Below are 23,922 nucleotides of genomic sequence, written 5' to 3' on the forward strand. Positions count from 1 at the left end.
CGTCGCTCGAGGGCGAGCGCGGCGGCGAGAGCGCGGCGGGGAGGCGCATCGGCGGGCGGAGGCGGGTCATCGAGGGATGTTGAAGAGCTCGTTGCAACAGCCCTGCTTCAGGTGGCACACCTCCTTCACCGCGCCTTCGCACGTCCCGACCTCGACTCCATCGACGAGGCACGCGCACCTCGTCGTGCCGTCGGCGGACGGGCCGCAGTCGACCTCGTGCTTCTTGCCGAGGCACGTGGACGCACACGTGCACTCGTTGCCATCGAGGCCGTTCGGGTAGGTGCAATTCAGCCCCCAGCACCCGCTGGCCTCGATGCACGCGAACGCCGCGTCGTGCTCGTCGCTGCACTCGTCGGGCCGCCTGCACGAGGGCGCGCCGGGCAGCTCGCACGAATACATCGCGGCCATCTCGTCATCGCACGCGGAGCCGGTCAACCCGATGGTGATGCGACAGGACCCATCGCAGTCCAGGTCCGGCGGATCGCAGCCGTACATCTTGTGCTGCTCACAGATATCCACGCACGCCTGCACGCCGCTTGGATTTCCCGCTTCGCCGCCGCCGCCCCCGCCGCCGCCGCCCCCGCCGCTTCCGCCGTCGCCCATGATGGTGCCGGTGCTGCCGCTGCTGGTCGGCTCGTCGTCGCCGTCGCCGCACGCCACCAACGTGGATAGGGCCATCATCGACAGGAGCCAACCGATCCAAATACTACTTTTCATCACCATCTCCTAGCGTATCGCTCTGCGAACGAGACACGCAATCCAGGCGTGCCCTCGTCCAGCAAACGTGGGGCCTGGAGCCGCCGCGCGACCGCATGCCCGGCGGCCCCTCCCCCGGACGTCCGCTCCTGGCCGCGAGCCCGGGATCGAGGCGGGTCGTACGGCCGCGATGTCGCCTCGTCCGCGTCGCTCGGCGGCGGATGGGCGCGGCGGCGACATGGCAACCTCTGCCGTCGCACGATGGCAAAACTTGCCAGAGCGGCAAACTTTGCCAGCGGGCGCCGCCGCGGCGACGTCGACGTGGGTCGGGTCGAGGCCCGCGAGGAGCGCCCTCGCCATGGTTGGCTCGGTTCTGGCACCTAGAGACGCATCTTCCCGCCACGGCCGCAGCCTGTGGCGTGGACGCGGCTTCTTCGATGCACGGACCGGCCCCCGACCCGACCCACCTTGGAGCGACCCAGGCGAGGTCGGGGAACCCGGGCGGCCCTCGCGAACGGATGATGAGCTCCAGGTAACCCGATCTCCGCTCTGCGCGGCCAGCGCCCCGCCCTGCCCCGGCGATCGCGCGGCGTGCCCGGCCTGGTGAACCCACGGCACGGGCCGGCGCGGCGAACCGCGCCGGCGTCACCCATTTTGTGCACCGATCACAGCATCTCGCGGCAGCGCGCGAGCCAGGAACAGATCAGCTCGCGACAGAATGTAATGCTTGCCCCGAACGCAAACAGCATTCATATTCCCGTCGCGCTCGGTCGTGGCTCACCGCGTGCGCGACGGCGCGCGGGCAGGGCATCGCAGGAGCGTTGACTCCGAGCATCCCGAAGGCCGCGCTGCAACCGGCGCGGACGACGGCGGCACGCGACCAGCCCAGGCGAGCGTGCTTATCCCGCTCATCCGGCCGACGTGCGGTGTTCTCCCGCGCTCGCCTAGGCTCCGTCTCTCTTCGTCTTCGAGCGCGCGCCCACCGGGGGCGCGGCTCGTCATCATCGTCGTTTCCAGGAGGTCTCATGCTTTCCAAGCGTTCGAGTTCGAGCATTTCGGTGCGCTCGCGGTCTGTCCCTGGCTCCGCCGGGGCATGGCGGAGGGCGCGGCACGCCGCGCTGGCCGCGCTCGCCCTCCTGCCCGCCGCGTGCTCGGACTTCGCGCCGGGGGACGGCGAGCTGGACGACCCGAGCGCGCTGCTCGACGCGGCGGAGGTCGATCTCGGCGAGGCCGCCGAGGCGCTCTCGCTGCCGTTTCCGATCGAGCCCCTGAAGTCGCTCACCGTCACCGAAGTCGACATCGTGTCCCAGTTCTCGCTGAAGGATGTCCTGCAGCAGCTGGTCACCCAGTCGGGCGTCCCGGGCCTCACGCCCCTCACGCTGTTCCAGCGGTTCATGGACACGTACCGGGCAGCCCCCGGCCTTTACCCCTCCGTCCCGCATTGCGATACCGTGGCCGCCAACCCGAACGATGTGTTTCCTCCCCCGCAGCCCGGCGACACGCCCTCGCCGGGGTCCATCAACGGATGGCCGGTCCGCTGCCCCCGGACCATCGGACAGGATTCAGGGATCGATCCGTTCTCCACGACGGCCGGCGACAACGCGTACATGGCGACGACGCTGGCGAACCGCTTCGATCTCGCCCCTCCGAACGGCGCCCACTGCGGGGAGTACCGGATCGTGTTCGCGCGGAAGTCGGGCCACCCCGACTCCAGCGATGCCAGGCCCGACCAGACCTTTCGGCGCAGCTTCATCATCTTCGAGGGCCGGCTGCCCAACCCGAGCCCCAGCCTCGGCCGGCAAGGCTGCCGGCCCATCGTCGAGTTCTGGCTGAACCAGTCGAACCCCTCGAAGACCGCGGCGACCCGGGCGACTGAGCTGAAGTCCTTCTACTTCAACGGCCTGCCCGCGTCGGGCGTCGGCCCCGTGATCCACATCGACAACTACGGCCACACGCCGGGCCCGAACAACGGCCAGATCCGGACCAACGAGTTCCTCCTGTTCCAGGAGGCGTTCGACGCCTGGCCGCTCCGGGAGTTCAGGCTCACGCACGGCACCAGCAGCAGCCCCTCGCTCAACGTCATCCCGTCGTTCGTGAAGGACAACCCGGCCGCGAAGCTCTTCGCGCCCGGCATCTCGGGCGACTCGCGGGTCACCAGCTTCCAGAGCACCGTCTTCCCCAACATGGTCGAGAGGCTCGCCGCGGCCGACGACGTGAACCGCTTCGCGTACCCGTCAGCGCTGCCCGACGCGATGAACGCGGGCGAGAGCCTGATGATCCCCCTCCAGAACAACTACCTGAACGCGATCGGCAGCGGGACGTCGACCCTCAGGACCAACATCGCGAACAAGCTGATCGCCATGGGCAGCAACCTGTCCGGCACGCCCACCAACCCGTCCGTGGATCAGATCATCGGGCGCGCTCAGTCCCTCTCCTGCGCGGGGTGCCATGAGCCCGTGGACGCCACCAACAGCGCGAGCAGCAACCTCGACGTGGGCCTGCCGAGCCCGTTCCCCAAGACGCTGGTCTTCACCCACACCTCCGAGAAGACGGTGGAGGTCGACAAGAACGACCCGAACGGTCCGCGGCGCTTCATCCTCTCCAATGCCGTCCTCAAGACGTTCCTCCCGTACCGCGAGAAGGTGATGGAGCATTTCCTCGTCAACAACACGACCCTCGGGTTCGAGAAGCCGGGCGCGTGGACCTCGACGCAGGCCCTGCTCGCGACCCACACGGGCCGGGTGACGGAGGGCATCGCGTCGCTGGAGGTCCGGACCCCGAGCTCGTTCAACACGATCTTCAGCCCGAACTTCAGCACCTCGGGCCTCACGCCGGTGGGCAACAAGATCAAGCTCTCTCTCTTCGTGTCGAAGGCACAGCCGAACCCGAGCTGGGTGGGCGAGCTGGTTGTGATGATCTCGATCCCGTCCGCCGGCATCCACGACCAGTGGGTCGGCAACGTCATGCTCAACGGGCTCACCCGGGGCGAGTTCAACGAGGTCACGTTCCCGCAGCAGCTCCAGGCGGCCACCGTCACGGCGCTCAACGCGGCGCCGAGCGACGTGAAGCTGCAGTTCATCTTCAACGTGACCGCGAACTCCGGCCCCTACTACATGGACAACATCCGGTTCGAGAACTGATCCGCGTCGCCCTCTCGTGAGCAGGACGCCGGCGCGGAGACGCCGGCGTCCTGCCTTGCAACACCACAAAATTCGACCCCCACCCGAATCGCCCGGTCCGCCGGCATGCGCGTGACGCCTGGCACCGAGGCATAGGCGAGTATGCCTATGCCTGGAGCCACAGGACTTGGGTACGAAGTCGTTGCAGTCACCTGCACCGGGTGATGCGAGGAAGGACGGCGATCGTCGAGCTGCGCCGAGCGCTGGGTCGACGAGAGCAGGATCTCCTGGACCGGAGTCACCGCATCCGTACAGGCTGCGGCCAGCTGCAACAATCCCGGGCAATGAGACGGAAACGGGAGGTCTCCCCATGGGCGCATCGCCCCCTCACGCGCCGCGCGGCGCCGTCACGCTGTCGCTCTGCTTCCTGATCGCCTTGCTGGAGGGGTTCGACATCCAGGCCATCGGCGTGGCCGCCCCCCAGCTGATCCCCGCCCTGGGCCTGACGCCCGGGCAGGCCGGCGTCGTGTTCGGGGCCGGCATGGCCGGGCTGGTCTGCGGCGCGCTCGCCGGCGGCTGGATGGCCGACCGCATGGGCCGCAAACCGCTGCTGATGACGGCCGTCGGCGTCTTCGGCGTGTTCACGCTGGCCACCCTGGTGGCGGGTGGACCGCTGTCGCTGGGCCTCTTCCGGCTCTTCGCCGGGGCCGGCATGGGGGCGGCGATGCCCAGCCTGGTGGCCGTCGCCCTGGAGATGGCCGCGCCCGACCGGCGGACCCGCACCACCACCTTGATGTTCAGCGGCATGCCGGTCGGCGGCGCGCTGGCGGCGCTGTTCGCGGCGGGGCTCATGGGTCGGTTCGGCTGGCACAGCATCTTCCTGGCCGGGGGCGTGCTGCCGCTGCTGCTGCTGCCGGTCATGGCGTGGCTGATGCCCGACAGCCGCGCGGCGGCGGCCGGCGGCGCGCAGCGGCCGGGCAGCGCGCAGGCGCTGTTCGGCGATGGCCGGCTGCTGGTCACGCTGCTGGCCTGGTTCACCTTCGGCATGACGCTGCTGGTGCTGTATCTGCTGCTGAACTGGCTGCCGTCGCTGGTGGCGGCCAAGGGCCTGGGCGGGTCGGGGGGCGCTGGCGCCGCCTTCGGCTTCAATGTCGGCAGCGTCGTCGGCTGCTGGGCCATCGGCGCGCTGGTGGACCGGCTCGGGCCGCGACTTCCCATCATCGCGGCCTATCCCGCCCTGGGCCTGTCGCTGTTCGGGCTGGCGATGTCCGACAGCCTGCTGCCCGTGGTGGCGCTGGCCGGCCTGGCCGGCTTCTTCCTGCTGGGCGCGCAGTATTCGCTCTATGGAGTCATCCCGCTCTATTACCCGGCGCCGGCGCGCGGGCTGGCCACGGGCGCCTCCATCGCCGCCGGCCGGCTGGGTTCCATCGGCGGGCCGCTCGTGGCGGGCCACCTGCTGGGACAGGGCTGGGGCCCCGCCGGCGTGGCCATGGCCATGGTGCCGGTGGTGCTGTCGGCCGGGATGGCGGTGGCGTTGATGACCATCCGCGGCCGCTATGCCGGTGATTGAGGAGAGGGCGGCGGCTTGAACGAGCGGCGGCGCCGAGCCGCGTGGCTGGGGAGGATCTCATGCAGGTGATCGTCGTGGGCGCCGGGATCGGCGGCCTGGCCGCGGCTCTTTCGCTCCACGCCTCGGGCCACGAGGTGACGGTGTTCGAGGCCGCGCCCACCCTCCTGCCGCTCGGGGTCGGCATCAACCTCCTGCCCCACGCCGGCGAGGTGCTGGACGAGCTGGGCCTTGTCCAGGCCCTCCTGGCCCAGGGGGTCGCGACCCGGGAGCTTGTCTATTACAACCGCTTCGGTCAGCGCATCTGGGGCGAGCCGCGCGGCCGCTTCGCGGGCCACGCCGCGCCGCAGATCTCCCTGCACCGCGGCGCCCTGCAGGGCGTGCTGTTCGACGCCGCCGTCGAGCGGCTGGGCGCCGACCGGGTGATCTGCGACCGGCGCCTCACGGACCACGAGGAGGACGGAGGCCGCATCGCGGCGCGCTTCCTCGACCGCGAGGGCGTGGCCCGGAAGGTCGCCGCCGATCTCCTGATCTGCGCCGACGGCATCCACTCGGCGGCGCGCGCCCGCCTCTATCCGGACGAGGGGCCGCCGGTCTATGGCGGCCGCATCCTGTGGCGGGCGACCACGCTCGCCGCGCCCTTCCTCACCGGCGCCAGCATGATCATGGCCGGGCATCAGGACCAGAAGTTCGTCGCCTATCCCATCTCCCCGCCGGGGCCGGACGGCCGCCAGAGGATCAACTGGATCGCCGAGCTCGCCGTCGCCGAGAGCCTGCGGCGGGAGGACTGGAATCGGCGGGGCGACCCCGCCGACTTCCTGCCCAGGTTCGAATCCTGGCGCTTCGACTGGCTGGATGTGCCCGGCCTGATCCGGGAGGCCGAGGCGATCTACGAGTTCCCGCTGGTCGATCGCGATCCGCTGCCGCGCTGGAGCCATGGGCGCATGACGCTGCTGGGCGACGCCGCCCACCCCATGTATCCGATCGGCTCCAACGGGGCGAGCCAGGCCATCCTGGACGCCCGCGCCCTGGTCCGCGCGCTCGCCGCCCACGCCGATCCGGTGGAGGCGCTGGCCGCCTACGAGGCCGAGCGTCTGCCCGCCACCGCCGCCATCGTCGCGGCCAATCGCGGCAACGGCCCGGAGCAGTGCATGCAGATCGCCCAGGACCGCGCGCCGGACGGCTTCGACCGCATCGAGGACGTCTTCGCCCCCGGCGAGCTGGAGGCGATCGCCGCCCGCTACAAGGTGCTGACCGGCCTGAAGCGCGCCTCGGAGCCCGCCGCGTGAGACGGCGGCAGCGCTCTCCAGGAAGGCCGGATTGGCGTCTTCTTTTCAAGACCGAGGCTGCTCCGGACGACGAGAGGCTCGTCCCGTCTCGATCTCGCTCTCCTCCGGCTGACCGGCGAGATCGCCGGATGCCGACTCGCCGCGTCTCGACAACGCGCCTCAATGCGACGGCGGCCCGCTCTCAGGCCCGCTCCCCGCGCCGAGCGACCTGGCCCTCGACCTCCGGAGCGCCCGCCCCTCCAGCGCGTCGGCGAGGGCTGGCCTCACCGCCGCCGCGAGGTGCTGCTGGATCGCGCGGGCGACGTGCGCGACGTGGGGCGGCTCCATCATCGTGAAATGGTTGCCGGGCACCACCTGGAGGGCGAACGCCGCCCGCGACAGCTCCATCCAGGCGTTGGCGGCCACCGCGTCCTCCGGGCTGACCTGCTCCCGCGCGCGCAGGAACAGGACGCTGGCGTCCGTCGGCTGCGGCTCGTAGCTCGCGAGCGCCTGCCACGTGCTCGCGACCTCGGCGCGGAGCCGCGCGTCGTCCTCCATGGCCGCCACGAAGCCGCGGTACCTCCGCGACGCGACCGCCTCGAGCTTCGCCATCTCGTGGGCGAGGCCGCTCGCAGGAGAGCGCTCCCGCGCGCGCGGGTCGAAGCCCGTGTCCAGGAGCACCAGCAAAGGCACCTTGCGCCCTCGCGCGAGCAGCTGCTGCGCCACCTCGTACGCGACGACGCCGCCGGCCGAATGCCCTCCCAGGAGAACCGGTCCCTCGGGCCGGACGCGCAGGATCTCGTCCACGCACCGGGCCGCGATTACAGGAATCGACGCGAAGCCCGGCTCGCCCGGCGCGGCGCCGGTGGGCTGAATCCCGTGGACGGGCAGCTCGCCGCCCAGGCGCTGCACCAGGGGGCGATAGGCGTGCACCGTGCCGCCGAGCGGCGGGAGCAGGAACAGCGGCGCCGCGTCCGGCGCCCCCGCCTGCAGCGTGACGAGGAGCTGCCCGGGCCCGCGCCTGTCGGGGAGGAGCGCGGCGCTCCCGCTCCGCTGCGTCAGCGCCGCGCTCACGGGCGCGGGCGAGTCCGGGGGCAATGCCTCCGCCAGCCGCGCGCTCCCCGGCGAGCCCGAGCGAGGGCCGGACGACTCCGGCGGACTCCAGATCTTCGGCGACACGGACCGCACCGTGGCCGGGCCGACGGTGCAGGTGGTGTCGAGCGCGTGGGGGACGCGCTCGAACGGGTACGTGGGGAGCGGCACGCGCCGCCGGCGCTCGTCCCGGGAGAACGCGGCCCAGTCGACGTCGACGCCGGCGCACCAGAGCCGGCCCACCGCGCCGAGCAACACCTCGAGATCGCCGTCGCCGTCGCCTGGGCCCGCAAGGGTGGTCGCGGCCGGTCGCCCGGCGCCCGGGTGGCGCGCCGCCAGGGCGGCCAGCGAGGCGCCGGGCCCGACCTCGACGAGGACGCGATCGGCCGAGGCGAGCAGCGCGGCGATGCGATCGTCCGCGCGCGCCGAGCCCGCGAGGAGCCGGGCCCAAGTCGACGGATCGTCGACGTCGGCCTCGGTCACCCAGTCGCCGGCGAGGCTCCCGACGAGGGGGATGCTCGGCGCCCGCCTCGCCATCGACGCGGCCCGCCGGGCGATGCGCGCGAGGAGCGGCCCCGCGGCCTCCTCTTCGGCGCGCCCGAGCAGCGCGGCCAGCGCGACCGCATCCTCGAGCGAGAGCACGCCGGCGACGTGCGCGGCGACGACCTCGCCCACGCCGTGGCCGAACAGCGCCGCTGGGCGGATCCCCCACGACATCAGGAGCTGCGCCAAGGCGACCTCGGTCGAGAAGAGCGCGGCCGCGCGGAGGCGCGGCGCGCCGAGCTCGCCGTCGCCGGGGGCGCGCCCCGGCGCCTCCGGGAAAAGCCGACCGCGGACGTCGACCGATAGCTCGCGACGGAAGAGGTCGGCGCACCGGTCGATGCTCTCGCGGTAGGCGCGCTCGTGCAGGTAGAGCTCGCGCCCCATGCCGACGCGCTCCGCGCCCGCGCCGGGGAACAGGAAGACGACCTCCGGCGGCCGCCTGCCGGCGACCTCCGTGACGACCCGGTCCGGGTCGCGCCGGCCGAGGGAGGCCGCCGCCGAGGCCGGATCCGCGCACACCACCGCGCGGCGGTGCGCGAACGGCGCCCGGCCCCGCTGCAGGGTGAAGGCGACGTCGGGGAGCGAGCCCTCCGGCGCGCGCCGCAGGTGCTCGGCCAGACGATCGGTGCTCCTCTCGAGGGCGGCGGGCGTCTTCGCCGAGACGACGAGCAGCTGACGGCGCCGCGACGGGCCGGACGGCGCCGGCGCCGGCGCCTCCTCGAGCACGGCGTGCGCGTTCGTGCCGCCGATGCCGAAGGCGCTCACCCCGGCGCGGCGCGGGGCCCCGCCGCGCTTCCAGGCGAGCGGCGCGGCGTTGACGAAGAACGGGCTGCGCGCGAGGTCGATCTCGGGGCTGGGGCGGCGGAAGTGGAGCGTCGGGGGGATGAGCTCGTGCTCCAGCGCCAGCGCCGCCTTGATGAGGCCGGTCACCCCGGCGGCCGCGCGGAGGTGGCCGAGGTTGCTCTTCACCGAGCCGAGCGCGCAGAACCCGACTCGGTCGGTCGCCTTCCGGAACGCGCGCGACAGCGCGGCCACCTCGATCGAGTCGCCGAGCCGCGTGCCCGCGCCGTGCGCCTCCACGTACGCGATGCTCTCCGGGCTCACGCCGGCAGCGGCGTGGGCCCGGGCGAGCGTCTCGATCTGCCCCTCCAGGCTCGGCGCCGTGTACCCCACCTTGAGCGCGCCGTCGTTGGTGACGGCGGAGCCGCGGATCACGGCGTGGATCGTGTCGCCGTCGTCGAGGGCGTCCTTCAGCCGCTTGAGGACGACGAGGGCGACGCCGTTGCTGGCCACGATGCCGCTCGCCTCGGCGTCGAAGGGCCGGCAATGGCCGTCGGGCGAGGTGACCGCGCCCTCCTCGTGGAGATAGCCGATCCGCTTCGGCGAGAGGACGCCGACGCCTCCCGCGAGCACCATGTCGCTCTCCCCGGTGAGGAGGCTCTGGCAGCCGAGGTGCACCGCGACGAGCGACGTCGAGCACGCCGTCATGACGCTGACCGCGGGCCCCCGGAGCCCCAGCTTGTAGGCCACGCGCGTGGTCAGCGAGTCGGTCACGTTCCCGGTGTAGATCCGGGCGTGCTCCGAGTTCGGCGCGGCCGGCGGCGGCCCGACGCGCTCGATCCAGTAGCTCGGGGCGTCGCTCCCGGCGAACACGCCGATCGGCTTCGGGGTCGCGAGCGGGTTGTACCCGGCGCTCTCCATCGCTTCCCAGGCGCACTCGAGGAACACCCGCTGCTGCGGGTCCATGAGCGCGGCCTCCCTCGGGCTGTACCCGAAGAACGCCGCGTCGAAGCACATGACGTCCTCGAGCAGGCCGGCCGCCGGGATGAACCCGGGTGTTCGAACCAGCTCCGAATCGACGCCGAGCGCCCGCAGCTCCTCGGACGAATAGAAGGAGATCCCCTCGATCCCGTCCTTGAGCATCGACCACAGCGCGCCGACGCTGCGCGCCTTCGGGAAGCGCCCCGCCATTCCGATGATGGCGATGGCGTTCTCGGGCAGCGCCCCCCGCGCCGGGGCCTCGACCGCGGGCGCCGCGGCGCAGGGCGCGCGCCTCCCGACGGCGCCGTCGCCCGGGGCCGCCGCCCGAGGGCCCCGCTTCAGGTGGACGGCGAGGCTGCGGATCGTCGGGAACTGGAACAGGTCCATGATGGGTACGTCCTCGCCGAGCCGCGCCCGGATGCCGGCGCGGACCCGGGCGAGGAGCAGCGAATGGCCGCCGAGATCGAAGAACGCATCGTCGAGGCCGACCTCGTCGAGGCCGAGCACCTCGCGCCAGATCTCGCCGAGGACCACCTCGACGTTCGAGGCGGGCGCCGGCGCCTCCGCCCGCGGCGCGGGCTTCGCGCGGTCGTCGGCCGGGAGGGCCGCCATGTCGACCTTCCCGTTGGCGGTGAGCGGCAGCGCGTCGAGCTTCACGAACGCGGCCGGAACCATGTAGTCGGGGAGCTTCGCCGCGGCGAGCTCGCGCAGGCCTCGGGGCATCGCGCGCGTCTTCGGCCGCCGGAGCGGGCTGTTCGCGAGCGACCGCGCCCGCAAGGCCGCGCCGGGCCGCGACTGCATCCAGGCCCGCGGCCGCGGCGCGCCCTCGGCGGGCTCGAAGAGCGCGTCCATGCAGCCCGGGCCCGCGGTGCTCGACCCGGTGATCCGGACCGAACGGCCGAGGCGCGCGGCGAGCGCCCACAGCGCCTCCGGATCGACCGCGGCCGCCGCCGCCCCGGCGGCGCCGGCCGGCTCGTCGCCGCCCGCCTCCCGCAGCCGGCGCGCGGCGGTCACGTCGGCGTGCACGCGCGCGTTCGGGATCCCCAGGACCTCGAGCCCGAGGGAGCCCGCCTCGCGCAGCGCCCGCTCGACGCCATCGAGGCCCTCCGCGGCAGCCCAGTCCAGCGATCGGCCGACAGCGGCCGGCTCGGGCGCCGCGCCGACGTGCAGGACAACGTCGTAGCGGAAGCGCGTCATCTCGTCGGCGCCGGGGCCGCGCTTGAGCCAGGTCTCGACGTGCTCCACGCCCGGGATCTCGTCGCGCAGCGCGTGAAAGAGCTCGGGCGCGAGGACGAGCTCTTCCTCGCCGGCGACCGCCCGCTCCACCCGGGCCCGCAGCTCGGCCGCGGTGGCGCCCGCGGGCGCGCGGTGGAGCTGCACCGAGGTGTGAAACGCCTCCAGCAGCGGCAGGCTCCGGATGTCGCCCAGGAACACGACGCCGCCGGGCGCCGTCGCGCGCACGGCGCCCTCGATCACCGAGCGCAGGTAATCGGCGCTGGGGAAGTACTGGACGATCGAGTTCAAGATCACCACGTCGAAGCTGCCCGGCTCGATGCCGCGGAGGTCGTTCGCCTCCCGGCGCTGCAGCGACACGTGCGCGAGCGTGCCGCGCGCGAGCTCGGGGCGGAGGAGCGCGACCGCCTTCTCCGAGAAATCCGTGCCGAGGTAGGCGGCGCACTGCGGGGCCAGCTGCAGGAGCAGGAGCCCCGTCCCACAGCCGATCTCCCACGCCCGCCGCGGCTGGAACGAGAGGATCCGCTCGACCGTGTGGTCCCGCCACGCGCGCATCGCGCCGGCGTCGATGGGCTCTCCGGTATAGCTGCTGTTCCAGCCCGTGATGTTAAAGGCCGGATCCACGCCGGCGCCGCCCTGCCCGTAGGTGCCGTCGTACAGCGCCTGCCACGCCGAGACGTGCTCCGCCTGGAGCGCCGGGGTCTGCTCCGCGTCGCCGCCGTCGTCGAGGCGCGGGATGACGTACGCGACGAGCCGCTTGTTGCCCGTCGGCTCTTCGCGCGCCACCACGACGGCCTCTTCCACGGCGGGGTGCTCGCGCAGCACGGCCTCGATCTCGCCGAGCTCGATGCGATAGCCGCGGATCTTCACCTGGTTGTCGACCCGCCCCAGGAACTCGATGTTCCCGTCGGGGAGCCACCTGGCGCGGTCGCCGGTGCGGTACATGCGCGCGCCCGGCTCGTCCGAGAACCGATCGGGGAGGAACCGCGCCGCGTCGAGCTCGGGCCGGTTCAGGTACCCGCGGGCGATGCCGGCGCCCCCGAGGTACAGCTCGCCGGGCACGCCCACCGGGACGAGCTCCCCGCGCGGATCGAGGAGGTAGACCCGCATGTTGTCGATCGGGCGGCCGATCGAGGGGTCGGCCGCCGCGGTCCCGCCGTCCGGCCGCGCCCTCGGCACGCCGCACGAGGTGGCGACGACGGTCCCCTCGGTCGGACCGTAGTTGTTCACGACCTCGAAGGGGAGCCGCGCGTCGGGCCAGACGCGGAGCTTGTCTCCTCCCGTGAGCAGGTACCGGAGCGCGGCGGAAGCAGGCCAGTCGAGGCGCAGGAGCTCCTCCGCCATCGGCGTCGGCAAGAAGGAGACGGTGATCCCGCGCGCGAGGAGCCACGCCTTGAGCTCGTCCGGGGAGCGGCGGAGCGGCTCCCCGGGGATGAACAGGCACGCTCCCGAGCACAGGTAAGGCCAGAGCTCCCAGACCGACGCGTCGAAGCCCGGGCTCGCGACGAGGGTCGCGCGATCCTCGCGGGAGACGGCGAAGCGCCGCACGTGCCACGCCACCAGGTTCATGAGGCTCCGGTGCTCCACGAGCACGCCCTTCGGGCGGCCGGTCGAGCCCGAGGTGTAGATGGCATACGCCAGGTCCCGGGGGCCCGCGCACGCCGGCGGGCGCGAGCCGTCCCGCGCCTCCAGCGCCGCCAGCGCCGGCGCGTCCGCGTCGAGGCGGATCACCGCGCCCGCGAACGGCGGGAGGCGATCGGCGAGGTGCGCCTGCGTGAGGAGCACCGGCGCCCCGGAGTCCGCGAGGATGAACGAGAGCCGCTCGCCCGTGATCGCGGCGTCCACGGGGAGGTACGCCGCGCCCGCCTTGAGGGCCCCGAGGATCCCGACCACCAGCTCCGGCGAGCGCTCCGCGCAGATCGCGACCAGGGTGTCGGGCGCGACGCCCAGCTCGAGCAGGCGGCGCGCGAGCTGGTTCGCCCGGCGATCGAGCTCTCCATACGTGAGCGAACCGCCCTCGGACACGACCGCGGGGGCGTGCGGCGCGCGCGCGACCTGCTCCTCGAACAGCGCCAGGACGCTTTGATCGCGCGGGAAATCGGCGCCGGTGTCGTTCCACGCGACGAGCAGCCGGTGCCGCTCGCGCTCCGGGAGCAGCGGCATCGTCGCGACGGACCGCGCGGGATCCGAGGTCGCGGCCGCGAGCAGCGTGAAGAGGTGCGTGAGCGTCCGCTCCATGGTCGACCGCTCGAACAGATCGGTGCTGTACTCCAGCATCCCGGCGACGCCGCCGGCGCTCTCCCAGGCATAGAGCGAGACATCGAAGATCGTCTTCTTCGTGTCCGTGTCGACGGCGCGCGCCTCGACCCCGGCGAGGTGCAGCTCGCGCTCCGCGGGCGGCTGCGGCGCGAACACGATCTGCACGAGCGGGCTGTAGCTCGGGTCGCGCTCCGGCTGGAGCTCCTGGACGAGCCGCTCGAACGGGAGCCTGTCGTGCGCATACGCGTCCAGGCACACCGCCCTCACCCGGCGGAGCAGCTGCTCGAACGACGGCACGCCGGAGACGTCGATCCGGATGGGGACCACGTTGACGAAGAAGCCGATCGCCGCCTCGAGCTCGGCGAGATCGCGGCCCGCGCTCGGCAGCCCGACGAGGAGGTCGTCGCGCTGCGTGACGCGGTGGAGCAGGACCGCGAACGCGGCCAGGAGGACCATATTGACGGTCACGCCCTCTCGCGCGCCGAGGTCGCGGATGGCCCTCGCGACCTCCGGGTCGAGCTGGAACGGGATCGTCGCGCCGCGGAACGTCTGGACCGGCGGCCGGACGCGATCGCTCGGCAGCTCGAGCAGGGGCGGCGCGCCGAGGAGCCGCTGCTTCCAGCCGGCGACCAGCTCCGACAGGCTCTCTTCCGTCAGCTGCTCTCGCTGCCACGCGGCGAAATCGGCGTACTGGAGCGGCGCCTCCGGCAGGGGAGCGGGAGCGCCCCGGCAGAAGGCGTCGTAGAGCGCCGCGAGCTCGCGGTAGGCCACCTCGAGCGACCAGCCATCGACCGCGATGTGGTGGATGTGCAGCCAGAGGACGTGATCCCGCGGCCCGAGCCGCAGCAGCCCCGCCCGGAACACGGGCCCGCGCTTCAGATCGAAGATCCGCTGGGCCTCCGCGTCGAGGAGCCGCGCCGCCTGGGCCTCGCGCTCCCCCTCGGAGAGGTGCTGGAGGTCCGCGACCTCGAGCCGGAACGCGGCGTCCTCGGCGACGATCTGGACGGGCAGGCCGTCGATCTCGGTATAGACCGTGCGCAGGATCTCGTGGCGGCGGAGGAGCTCACGGAGGCTCCGGTCGAGCGCCGGGGCGTGGAGCTCCCCGGTGAGGCGGAAGGGACAAAGGCAGTTGTAGGCCCTGCTCTCCGGCGCGAGCCGGTGGAGGAACCACATGCGCTCCTGGGCGAACGAGAGGGGGACTGGCCCCGTCCGGGCGCCCCTCGGAATGGCACGCTCCGCCCGGGGGGCCGCGCGGCCGCCCCCCTCCGCCAGCGCGGCGAGCCCGGCGACGGTCGGGTGCGCGAAGAGCTCCTGAAAGCCGATGTCGAGCCCGAAGCCGCTGCGGAGCCGCGAGAACAGCTGCACGGCGTGCAGCGAGCTGCCGCCCAGCTCGAAGAAGCTGTCGTTGACGCCCACGCGCTCGACGCGCAGGAGCTCCTTCCAGAGGCCGGCGAGCGCCTCCTCCAGCTCGGAGCGCGGCGCCACGAAGGCGGTCCCGAGCCCCGTCCGGGCGCCGCCCGGCGCAGGGAGCGCCCTGCGGTCGACCTTGCCGTTCGGCGAGGTGGGGAGCGCGTCGAGCGACACGAAGGCGGACGGGACCATGTAGCTCGGCAAATGGCGCTGCGCGAGGGCGCGCAGCGCGGGGACGAGCGCCTGCTCGCCCTCGGCGGAGGCGCCCTCGACCGGGCGCGGGACGACATACGCCACGAGCCGCCGGTCGCCCGGCGCGTCCTCGCGCGCCACGACCGCGACCTCGCGCACGCCGGGGTGCTGGCCCAGCGCCGCCGCGATCTCGCCGAGCTCGATGCGGTGGCCGTGGATCTTCACCTGATCGTCGATCCGGCCGAGGAACTCGATCTCGCCCGACGGGAGGTACCGCGCGAGATCGCCTGTCCGGTACAGCCGCGCGCCCGGCCCGGGCCGGAAGGGGTCCTCGACGAACCGCTCCCGCGTGAGCTCGGGGCGGTTCAGGTAGCCGCGGGCCACGCCGGGGCCGCCGATGTAGATCTCGCCGGCGACGCCGACGGGGACCGGCGCGCGGTGGCGATCGAGCAGCAGCACCTGGACGTCGCGGCACGCGCGGCCGATCGAGCTCGACCACGGCCGCTCTAGGTCCGGGATGCCCATCGGGCGGCGGGTGGCGAACACGGTCGTCTCGGTGGGCCCATAGATGTTGAGGATCGCGGGCCGCTCGTCCCCGCGGCGGTCCCACCACGGCTTGAGCGCGGCCACGTCGAGCGCCTCGCCGCCGCAGATCACGAGGCGCAGCCGGAGGCGGTCGCGGAGCGATGGATCGGCCGCGGTGTCGGCGTGGATGAGCTGGCGGAGCGCCGAGGGCGTCTGGCAGACGACGGTCACCCCCTCGTCGCCGAGGAGCCTGTGGAACGCGTCCGGCGTGCGGCTCGTGAGGAACGGCACCACGACCAGCCGCCCGCCGTGGCAGAGCGCGCCCCAGATCTCCAGGACGGAGAAATCGAAGGCATACGAATGGAATAGGGTCCAGACGTCGCGCTCGCCATAACCGACCTCGCCGGCGGTATGGTCGAAGAGGCGAACGACGTTGGCGTGGGTGACCATCACCCCCTTGGGCCTCCCGGTCGAGCCCGAGGTATAGATGATGTACGCGAGGTTCTCCGGGCCCTCGCCCGGCGCGGGCGCCACCTCCCCCTCGGGCTGTCGCTCGATCACGGCCCGATCCGCGTCGAGGCACACGACGCTGGCGCTCCCGCTCCTCAGCCGGGAGGCGAAGCGCTCCTCGGTGAGGATCACGGGGACGCGGGTATCCTCCAGCAAGAAGGCGAGCCGCTCCTCGGGATACGACGGGTCGAGCGGGACATAGGCGGCGCCGGACTTGAGGACGCCGAGCAGCGCGACGATCATCTCGAGCGAGCGTTCCAGGCAAACGCCGATCGGGACGTCGGGCCCCGCGCCGCTCGCCCGGAGGAGGTGGGCGATCTGGTTGCTCCGCCGATCCAGCTCGGCATAGGTGAGGCGGCGCCCCTCGAAGGCCACCGCCACGGCGGACGGGGCGCGACGGGCGTGCGCCTCGACCCGCTCGTGCAGCCGATCGCGCGGCGGATCGAACACCCCGCCGCCGTTCCACCCGAACAGCAGCGTGCGCCGCTCCTCCTCGGTCAGGATCGGCAGCGCCGAGACGGGCTGCGCGGGGTCGCTCGCGGCGCCGCCCAGCAGCGCCGCCCAGTGCCCGAGCAGCCGCTCCACCGTCGCGCGCTCGAAGAGATCGCGGTTATAATCGATGCGCGCGATCACGCTCGCGTCGGTCTCCTCGACGCGGACGGCGAGCTCGAACGCCACCTCGGTCGCCTCGAGCGCCGCCGGCGTCAGCGTGAGCAGAGCGCCTCTCCTCGGCGCGAGCGCGCCGCGCGCGCTGGAGAAGGTGGCCTGGACGAGCGGGGGGCGGCTCGGATCGCGCGGCAGCGCCAGCCGCTCGACCAGGGATGCGAAGGGGAGATCGCCGTTCTCCTTCGCCTCCTCCAGGGATCGGCGCACCTGGCGCAGGAGCGCTCGAAAGCTCGGATCCGCGCCCAGCCTGCCCCGCACGACCACGAGGTTGCCGAACGGACCGATGAGGCCCTGGGTCTCCTCGTCTCGCCCGGACAGCGCCACGCCGATGAGGACGTCGTCCTGGCCTGTATACCGGTGCAGGACGGCGTGCATTCCCGCGAGCAGGACCGCGGACAGCGGCACGCCCTCCTCCCGCGCCAGGGCGCGGAGCGCGCGCGCGAGCTCCGGATCGAGCGCGCGCGCCACCGAGCCTCCGGCGAAGGTCCGCGCCGCGGGCCGCGGCCGATCCGTCCGGATCTCCAGCGCTTCCGGCGCCCCCGCGAGCTCGCGGCGGACGTGCGCGAGCTGCGCGTCGAGCAGCGCCGCGGTCCTGTGCTCCCGCTGTCGCCGCGCGTAGCCCTGATAACCTATCGGCGGCGCCGGCCGCTCGATTCCGTGGTAGCCGTCGAACAGCTCCGAGAAAAACAGCGCTGCGCTCGGCTCGCCGTCCGAGAGGATCGGGTGCATGGAGAGCGCGAGGAGGTGGCGCTGCGCATGGACGCGGATGAGGCTCACGCGCCAGAGGGGACCGCGCTCCAGATCGAGCGGCAGCGCGATCTCCCGGCGGGCGATCGCGAGCGCCGACGCATCCGAGGCCGGCTGCCCCTCGGCGCCGAGATCCACCTCACGAAAGGCGATCTCCGCCCGCGGCGAGACGACCTGCGCCGGCTGTCCATCGCGCTCTGCGAAGGACGTCCTCAGGATCGCCTGGCGCGCCGCGAGCCCCTCGATGGCGCGGACCAGCCTGGGCACGTCCAGCGCGCCGTCCAGCCACGCCGCGCCCCGTTCCACCGGGCCCGGCGCGGCGCCGCGGCCCCGGTCGAGCCGCAAGGCGCATTCTTGCTCCAGAGAGAGCGGCATAGTGCTCAATTCGTTCATCGCGGATGACCTCCCTGTTGCTGGTAGGGGTCGGTAGCATCGGCGCGCGTGGACCTGCCTACGCCGCGTCGAGACGCTCGACGCGCACGCACCTTCACGCACACCGTGCTTGTTGATCTATCGTACGCTCGTCAGGCATCACGGCCGCTGGTCGGCTTCTGGCCAGAAGAAGCCGGCGCCAAGCGGATCTCAAGCTCATGAGCCGCGCTGTCGGCCGCATCGCGACGTGGCGCGAAGCGGACGCTGCGCAGTATGCAGTAGGGACACCGCAACGCCAGTTCGTATTTGGACCATCGCGGCCGCCGGCGATCGGACGGCGCGTATCCGCGCTCGAGATCACGGCCTCGACTCATGCTCTTGTGGGCGGATACACCAAGCCAGCTGCCGGCGCGCCCTGTGTTGGTCCCCTTCCCCACCTTCCGGGTCGATTCCAGCGCATGACGTCCGAACCTTGCTCGCGCGGCGGCATGGGGTCGTATTCGGGACAGAGCACGCGTGGGACGGTGGGGATCCATCCGCCGCGGCGGCGCGCCGAGCCGCCGGGAAGTCCGGGCTCCGGTGAAATCGACGAGCTCGAATTTCCAGATTCATGGCCGGGTCGAGCGGAACGGTTTTCTGCATACCGTTCCGCTCGCGCAAAAATACGTAATGGCACGATCGCGGGCATCGTTATGGCCGGCGGGTGCAGAGGCGATCGCCCTCCCTCCTCCGGTACGGGCCGTGGGCCCACCGGCGTGCACGGCGCCGGAGCATGGCTCGATCGCGTGCGCCCGAGCCGCTGAGTCTGGCCGCAAGCCACCGGACCCCGACGGAACCAACCTGGGCGCGCCGCGGCGATCACCGGTCCTCCAGCAGATTACGATGACACCGCATCTTGACAGGCGAGTCGGACGCGGACTAGCTTCTCGCGGCCATGGCACGCTCCAGCTCGGCGCTGGCGGTGGGGATCCTTGGGGGGCGAGAGGGGGGGACAAGCAACCATGTCGAACAGCAGCGCACCGAGCGGCACAGCAGCGGCCGAGCTCGACGTGTTCCAGCATCGCACGGTCGAGCTGGAGCGGCTGCTTCACGCCGCTTCCGCGCGTGAGATCGAGAGAGAGAGGGAGATCGGGGCGCTCCGGGAGCAGGTGGAGCTGCTCGACATCGCGCACGACGCCATCCTCGTCCGGCGCCTCGACGGTGTGATCACGTACTGGAACAGGGGCGCAGAGCGGATGTACGACATCCGCCGCGAGGACGCCGTGGGGCGCGCCTCCCATGAGCTCCTGCGTACAGCCTTCCCCGCGCCGCTCCCCGCGATCGAGCGCTCCTTGCTGGAGGCGGGCCGCTGGGAGGGAGACCTCAAGCACACGACGCCTCGCGGGGTCGTCATCGTCTCGAGCCGGTGGGTGCTCCGGCGGGGCCCGAGCGGCGCGCCCGAGACGGTGTTCGAGATCAACAACGACATCACCGCGCGCAAGGCGGCCGAGGAGGAGCGCGACCGGCAGACTGCCCTGCTCGAGCGGCAAGCGCGGCTGCTCGATCTCGCGCACGACGCGATCCTCCTGCGGGCGCTCGACGGCACGATCGCCTACTGGAACCAGGGGGCAGAGCGGATGTACGGCTACGCCGCCGCCGAGGCGATCGGGGCGCGATCCCATGAGCTCCTGGGCACGCGCTTCCCCGCGGCGCTCCCCGCGATCGAAAGGGCGCTGCGTACGGAGGGCCACTGGCAGGGGGAGCTCGAGCACACCCGGCGCGACGGCGGGACCATCATGGTCGAGAGCCGGTGGGTCGCGCAGGCCGACCCGGGGGATGCACAGGCGCTGATCATGGAGATCAACACCGACATCACGGCGCGCAAGGAGGCGGAGCGGATGCGCTCGGAGCAGCAGCAGGAGCTCATCCGCTTGCAGGCCACGGCGATCGCCGAGCTGTCGACGCCGCTCATCCCGATCACCGACCACGTGGTGGTGATGCCGCTCATCGGCGTGCTCGACACGATGCGCGCGCAGCAGGCGATGGACACCCTGCTGCAGGGGCTCTCGTCCTCGGGCGCGACGGTCGCGATCGTCGACATCACGGGTGTAAAAGTCGTCGACACGAAGGTGGCCGACGCGCTCATCCGCGTGGCGCAGGGGGCGCGTCTGCTCGGCGCCGAGGTGGTGCTCACCGGGATCCGCGCGGAGGTCGCGCAGACCATGGTCGGCCTCGGCGTCGAACTGCGGAACATCGTCACGCGGGGCACGCTCCAGGGCGGGATCGCCTATGCGCTCTCCCGGCCGGGCGCGCGGGGGACGCTGGCCTGACGGAGCGGGGCGCGGGAGCTCTACGAACCGCTCGCCCTCCCGCGGCGTGACGGGCCCGCCCGTCGCGCCGCCTGCGCCGGCGCCCCACGCCGTTCCAGGCCAGCGCCAGCGAGAGGTCTTCGCCGGGGGTGCCGGCGCTGCGCACGAACCGGAGCCCGCCGAGGCCGGTCAGCCCAGGAGGCCGCGCTCGGCCAACCACAGCGTCGCGCCGGCGCGGCTGTAGATGCCGAGCTTGTCGTAGGCGTGGGCGACGTGGTGTTGCACGGTCTTCTCCGAGATGCAAAGGACCAAGGCGATCTCGCGGTTGGTCTTGCCGGCCCCGACGAGCCGCAGGACCTCCAGCTCGCGCCCCGTGAGCGCCTTTCGCGGCCGGAGGAGCCGACCGCACCGGGCGCCGCGCTCGCTGCTCGGCGGAGCGGACGGCACGGGATCGGTGGCGAGCAGGTAGCCGTATGTCGTGCCGTGTCCCCCCGCGAGGCGATGCGTCCAGATCGGGTTGGCGCAATAGATCTCCAGCATCTCCTTCGTGTACCCGACCACGAAGTACTCGAAATACGGATGCCATGCGGGGAGGTCGCGCACGCGAAACTCGATGCCGGAGTCCCTCAGCGTCGCCTCGGAGCGGCTGTCCGTCTCGGCGAAGTACCGGTGCCAGATGTTCTGGGTGGTCGCGACCAGCGAGGAGATGTCGGGATCCTGGACGAAGCGCTGCAGCGGGCCGTCGACGAGCGCCCAGCGCGCCGATTCGGCCCCGAGCTCGAAGAGCGCGTCCTTGCCGTCCGCGTAGAACCGCCGGACGAGCTCGTCGTGGAACGCGAGGAACTCGGGCAACGGGACGAAGCTGCTCGCGGTGATCGGCCGTTTGAACCAGGGGTTGGCCACCGCCACTTCACGAAAGAAGCCGCGCCACGCTTCCGAGCCGAACCTCCGGCTCACCAAGGTCTTCCGCGTCAGGATTGTGGTTCCGCTGACCTTCATGGAACAGCCGATCGGCTCCTGTCCCTGAGCGACGAGGCCGCGCAGGACGCAGGAAGGCAAAGGATCACCCGCCAGTATGGCCGATCGGGGCGTCAGCGGTCAACACGCGAGCTCGCTCGCTCTGTGGCGGCGCTCTCACGGTGCGACAGATGAATCAGAAGCAGATCATTTCACCGGCGCTGCACGCCAAAAGCGTCGCGCGACGCGCCGTCATCCCATTGGAAGCTCTTCTGCTCGATCTGCCTGCCGGTGCTGCATGGGTCAATCGATGTCCCGAGGAACGCGGAACGGCGGGAGGATTACGGCATGACGTGCCGCTTCAGCGCGGGCCAGCCGACCGTGGCGTTGCCGGGCTCGTGGCTGCCTCCCTGCTTCGTGCAGAGCGTCACCTCGACGCCGTCCTGGCAATTGGAGTAGGTCGAGCAGCCCTGCCCGTTCTCGGCCGACGGCGAGCCGGTGCATCCATTGATGTCGGCCCACTTCTCGAACGTCGACTTCGCGCCGAGGAACGTGACGGGCATGCCGCGCACCACCGAGGAGCCTCCACCGGCGTAGGGCACGATGGGATCCGACGTGCCTCGGAACGAGATCACGCTGATGGGACGCGACGGCTCGCAGCCGCCGACGTTCTCCTGCAGGAGATCGAAGGCGGCGGGCGCCACGGCCGCGAACACGTCGGCGGCGTGGCAAGCGAGGTAGTGGGACATCCCGCCGCCCATGGAGAAGCCGACCGCGTAGATGCGCTTCGGATCGATGCAGGCGGTCTCCTGGACCTGCGCCACCAGCGCCCTGGCGAACGCCACGTCGTCGGTGTCGGCCACGCAGCAGGGCCCCACGTTCCAGGCGCCGCCCGAGGGGCCGGACAGCCCGCTCGGGAAGGCCATGATCACGCCTTCCGGGTCGGTCTGCGCCGGATACGGCGAGCCCGACCGCTCCGACGGGCCAGAGCCGCCGAGCGGGTGGAAGTCGACGACGAGCGGCACCGGCTTGCTGCCGTCGTACGTGGCAGGGACATGCAAGACGTAGCTGCGGCTCCGGGAACCCACCATCACGGTCTTGTTCGAGTCGCCAGCGCTCAACGCGGGCGACGGGCAGGTGACGCTCCCGCCGCCGCCCGTGCCGCTTCCGCTGCCCCCGGCGCCAGCGCCGCCGGTGCCCGCGCCGCCGGTGCCCGCGCCGCCGGTGCCCGCGTCCCCGGCGCCGCCCCCGCCGGTGCCGGTGCCGCCAGCGGAGCCCGTCGTGCCCGCTGACGACGTGGTCGTCGTGTCCCCGGACGCGGTGCTGGCGCCGCTACCGGAGGTGACGCCCGAGCTGGTCGTGCCGCTGGCACCGCCGCCGTCGCCGCCGCCGGTGGTCGTCCCGTCGCTGCCGCTGCCGCAGCCCAAGAGGGCGATGCCGAGCGCTCCTGACAGCAGGATCTGCTTTGGTGAATTGATTCGGTGGTTCATCATGGGTCAGCACCTTCGTTTGCGGTGGATATCGGGACGGTCTCCGGTGTTCGGGTCGCGTCCTCGAAGGCTTGAGGCACCGGCCCAGGTCGATAGGGGTCGTCGTCCGTCGTCGCGTCACCCGATGCAGGTGCCTGCGACGAGCTCATAGCCGAGACCTCTCCAGCGAGGCATAGGCATACTGGCCTATGCCTCGCTGCGAGACCTCGCTCCCACGCCGGTGGACTGGACGATCCGGGTCAGTATCGGACTCGATCATCCTCCCAGTCGCACTGATGGGGACCGAGCTCCGCGCGCGTCCTACAACCCGAAGCTGTTGATGTAGTCAGCGCAGGTTTGATCGAGGTTGCGGCAGTCCTGCGGGGCCCGCTGGCCGGAGCAGAAGCTCTTGATCTCGTCGAGCCCCTGGCACTCCTCGTTCGCGGTATTGGCGCAGCAGCTCGGCGGGTACGTGTCTTCGCACCGGCTGCAGGCGAAGCAGACCCGGATGGGGTAGGACCACTCGGCGGTCTCGATCTTCTCGCCGCCAAGCGTCCTGCCTCGCAACACCACCGTCGCCAAGACCTGGACGTCGCGGCGGAGACGCGCGGCCCTGCCGCGCAGCGTGTCCATCGTGGCGCCGTCGATCAGGAGGACCTCGGTGCAGTTGTAGCCGGCGTCGTCGCTCGTCCCGGGATCGACGAATCCCGTGATCGGAACCACGTACCCATCCGTCACGGGGTTGCCCTCGATGTCGTCCACGCGGACCTCGGCCTCGTACAGCTGGACGCGCGACGTCCCGGTGGAGAGCGCTTCCGAGTCGCCGCGCTGCATGATCTGGTTGCCCACCAGGAGCGTTGCGCTGTGGCTGCCCGCGTACGCGGCGTCAACCGCATCCTCGGCCCAAAACGGCTCGTCGGGAGTGCAGGACACGGTGCAGTCCCCGGTCCGCGCCAGGCGCATGCGAACGAACAGGTCGCCCATGGGCTTGTACTCTCCCCAGTCCGCTCCGAGGATGTCCGCGCACCCGGCGCCGACAACGACCATTCCAACCGCACCGATCCTCCTCGCCCTCGACCACCTGTCGCCCATCGCCGATGCAGCGTCGCTCTGTTCGATCTCCGTTGTCAAGCGGCCGCCTGCGAAACGACGCCTCGTGCGGCGGCGCCGCGGCATTCAATCACCGGCAGAGATCGTCCGTGACGCGTCGCCCCTCAACCCACGTGGCCACTGCGCGCCATGAAGGTG

Annotated in this window: 9 protein-coding genes; 4 read left to right on the top strand and 5 right to left on the bottom strand. The window is 72.2% G+C overall.

Annotated features, from left to right (window positions below):
• Positions 1–66: 66 nt before the first annotated feature.
• Positions 67–717 (bottom strand): hypothetical protein, encoded by a 651-nt coding sequence (locus tag WME98_RS49735; protein WP_437948532.1) that lies wholly within the window; start codon positions 715–717, stop codon positions 67–69.
• A gap of 1,037 nt (positions 718–1,754) precedes the next feature.
• Here WME98_RS49735 and WME98_RS49740 point away from each other — a divergent pair.
• The 3 genes from WME98_RS49740 (at position 1,755) to WME98_RS49750 (ending at position 6,671) form a co-directional block, all read left to right on the top strand.
• Complete coding sequence (locus WME98_RS49740) at positions 1,755–3,836, top strand: hypothetical protein (protein ID WP_437948533.1); 2,082 nt, start codon at positions 1,755–1,757, stop codon at positions 3,834–3,836.
• A gap of 349 nt (positions 3,837–4,185) precedes the next feature.
• The gene (locus tag WME98_RS49745; RefSeq protein ID WP_437948534.1) at positions 4,186–5,385 is read left to right on the top strand and encodes an MFS transporter; all 1,200 of its coding nucleotides are present in this window, start codon (positions 4,186–4,188) and stop codon (positions 5,383–5,385) included.
• Positions 5,386–5,444: 59 nt separating this feature from the next.
• Positions 5,445–6,671: a flavin-dependent oxidoreductase gene (locus WME98_RS49750; RefSeq protein WP_437948535.1), complete on the top strand. Its 1,227-nt coding sequence runs from the start codon at positions 5,445–5,447 to the stop codon at positions 6,669–6,671.
• A 159-nt stretch (positions 6,672–6,830) separates the two neighbouring features.
• Here WME98_RS49750 and WME98_RS49755 read toward each other — a convergent pair whose 3' ends face one another.
• Positions 6,831–17,981: an amino acid adenylation domain-containing protein gene (locus WME98_RS49755; RefSeq protein ID WP_437948536.1), complete on the bottom strand. Its 11,151-nt coding sequence runs from the start codon at positions 17,979–17,981 to the stop codon at positions 6,831–6,833.
• A gap of 980 nt (positions 17,982–18,961) precedes the next feature.
• Between WME98_RS49755 and WME98_RS49760 the strand changes: the two genes are divergently transcribed.
• On the top strand, positions 18,962–20,269 hold the full coding sequence (locus WME98_RS49760; protein ID WP_437948538.1) for a PAS domain S-box protein: 1,308 nt from the start codon (positions 18,962–18,964) through the stop codon (positions 20,267–20,269).
• A gap of 168 nt (positions 20,270–20,437) precedes the next feature.
• Here the strand turns inward: WME98_RS49760 and WME98_RS49765 are convergent, their stop codons facing one another.
• From WME98_RS49765 to WME98_RS49775, 3 genes are all read right to left on the bottom strand, one after another.
• Positions 20,438–21,247 (bottom strand): response regulator transcription factor, encoded by an 810-nt coding sequence (locus tag WME98_RS49765; RefSeq protein WP_437948539.1) that lies wholly within the window; start codon positions 21,245–21,247, stop codon positions 20,438–20,440.
• Between the two features lie 299 nt (positions 21,248–21,546).
• Positions 21,547–22,698, bottom strand: a complete 1,152-nt coding sequence (locus WME98_RS49770) for an alpha/beta hydrolase family esterase (protein WP_437948540.1) — start codon at positions 22,696–22,698, stop codon at positions 21,547–21,549.
• 297 nt (positions 22,699–22,995) lie between these two features.
• Positions 22,996–23,721, bottom strand: coding sequence for a hypothetical protein (locus WME98_RS49775; protein WP_437948541.1), 726 nt, complete (start codon positions 23,719–23,721; stop codon positions 22,996–22,998).
• Positions 23,722–23,922: the final 201 nt, after the last annotated feature.

Source organism: Sorangium sp. So ce296, from assembly GCF_051529605.1.
GTDB classification, from domain to species: domain Bacteria; phylum Myxococcota_A; class Polyangia; order Polyangiales; family Polyangiaceae; genus Sorangium; species Sorangium cellulosum_D.

What these genes read in the sequence shown, in the direction of transcription:
- WME98_RS49735 (WP_437948532.1), bottom strand. Translation starts at nt 717, where the DNA reads ATGAAAAGTAGTATTTGGATCGGTTGGCTCCTGTCGATGATGGCCCTA.
- WME98_RS49745 (WP_437948534.1), top strand. Translation starts at nt 4,186, where the DNA reads ATGGGCGCATCGCCCCCTCACGCGCCGCGCGGCGCCGTCACGCTGTCG.
- WME98_RS49750 (WP_437948535.1), top strand. Translation starts at nt 5,445, where the DNA reads ATGCAGGTGATCGTCGTGGGCGCCGGGATCGGCGGCCTGGCCGCGGCT.
- WME98_RS49755 (WP_437948536.1), bottom strand. Translation starts at nt 17,981, where the DNA reads ATGAACGAATTGAGCACTATGCCGCTCTCTCTGGAGCAAGAATGCGCC.
- WME98_RS49760 (WP_437948538.1), top strand. Translation starts at nt 18,962, where the DNA reads ATGTCGAACAGCAGCGCACCGAGCGGCACAGCAGCGGCCGAGCTCGAC.
- WME98_RS49765 (WP_437948539.1), bottom strand. Translation starts at nt 21,247, where the DNA reads ATGAAGGTCAGCGGAACCACAATCCTGACGCGGAAGACCTTGGTGAGC.
- WME98_RS49770 (WP_437948540.1), bottom strand. Translation starts at nt 22,698, where the DNA reads ATGATGAACCACCGAATCAATTCACCAAAGCAGATCCTGCTGTCAGGA.
- WME98_RS49775 (WP_437948541.1), bottom strand. Translation starts at nt 23,721, where the DNA reads ATGGTCGTTGTCGGCGCCGGGTGCGCGGACATCCTCGGAGCGGACTGG.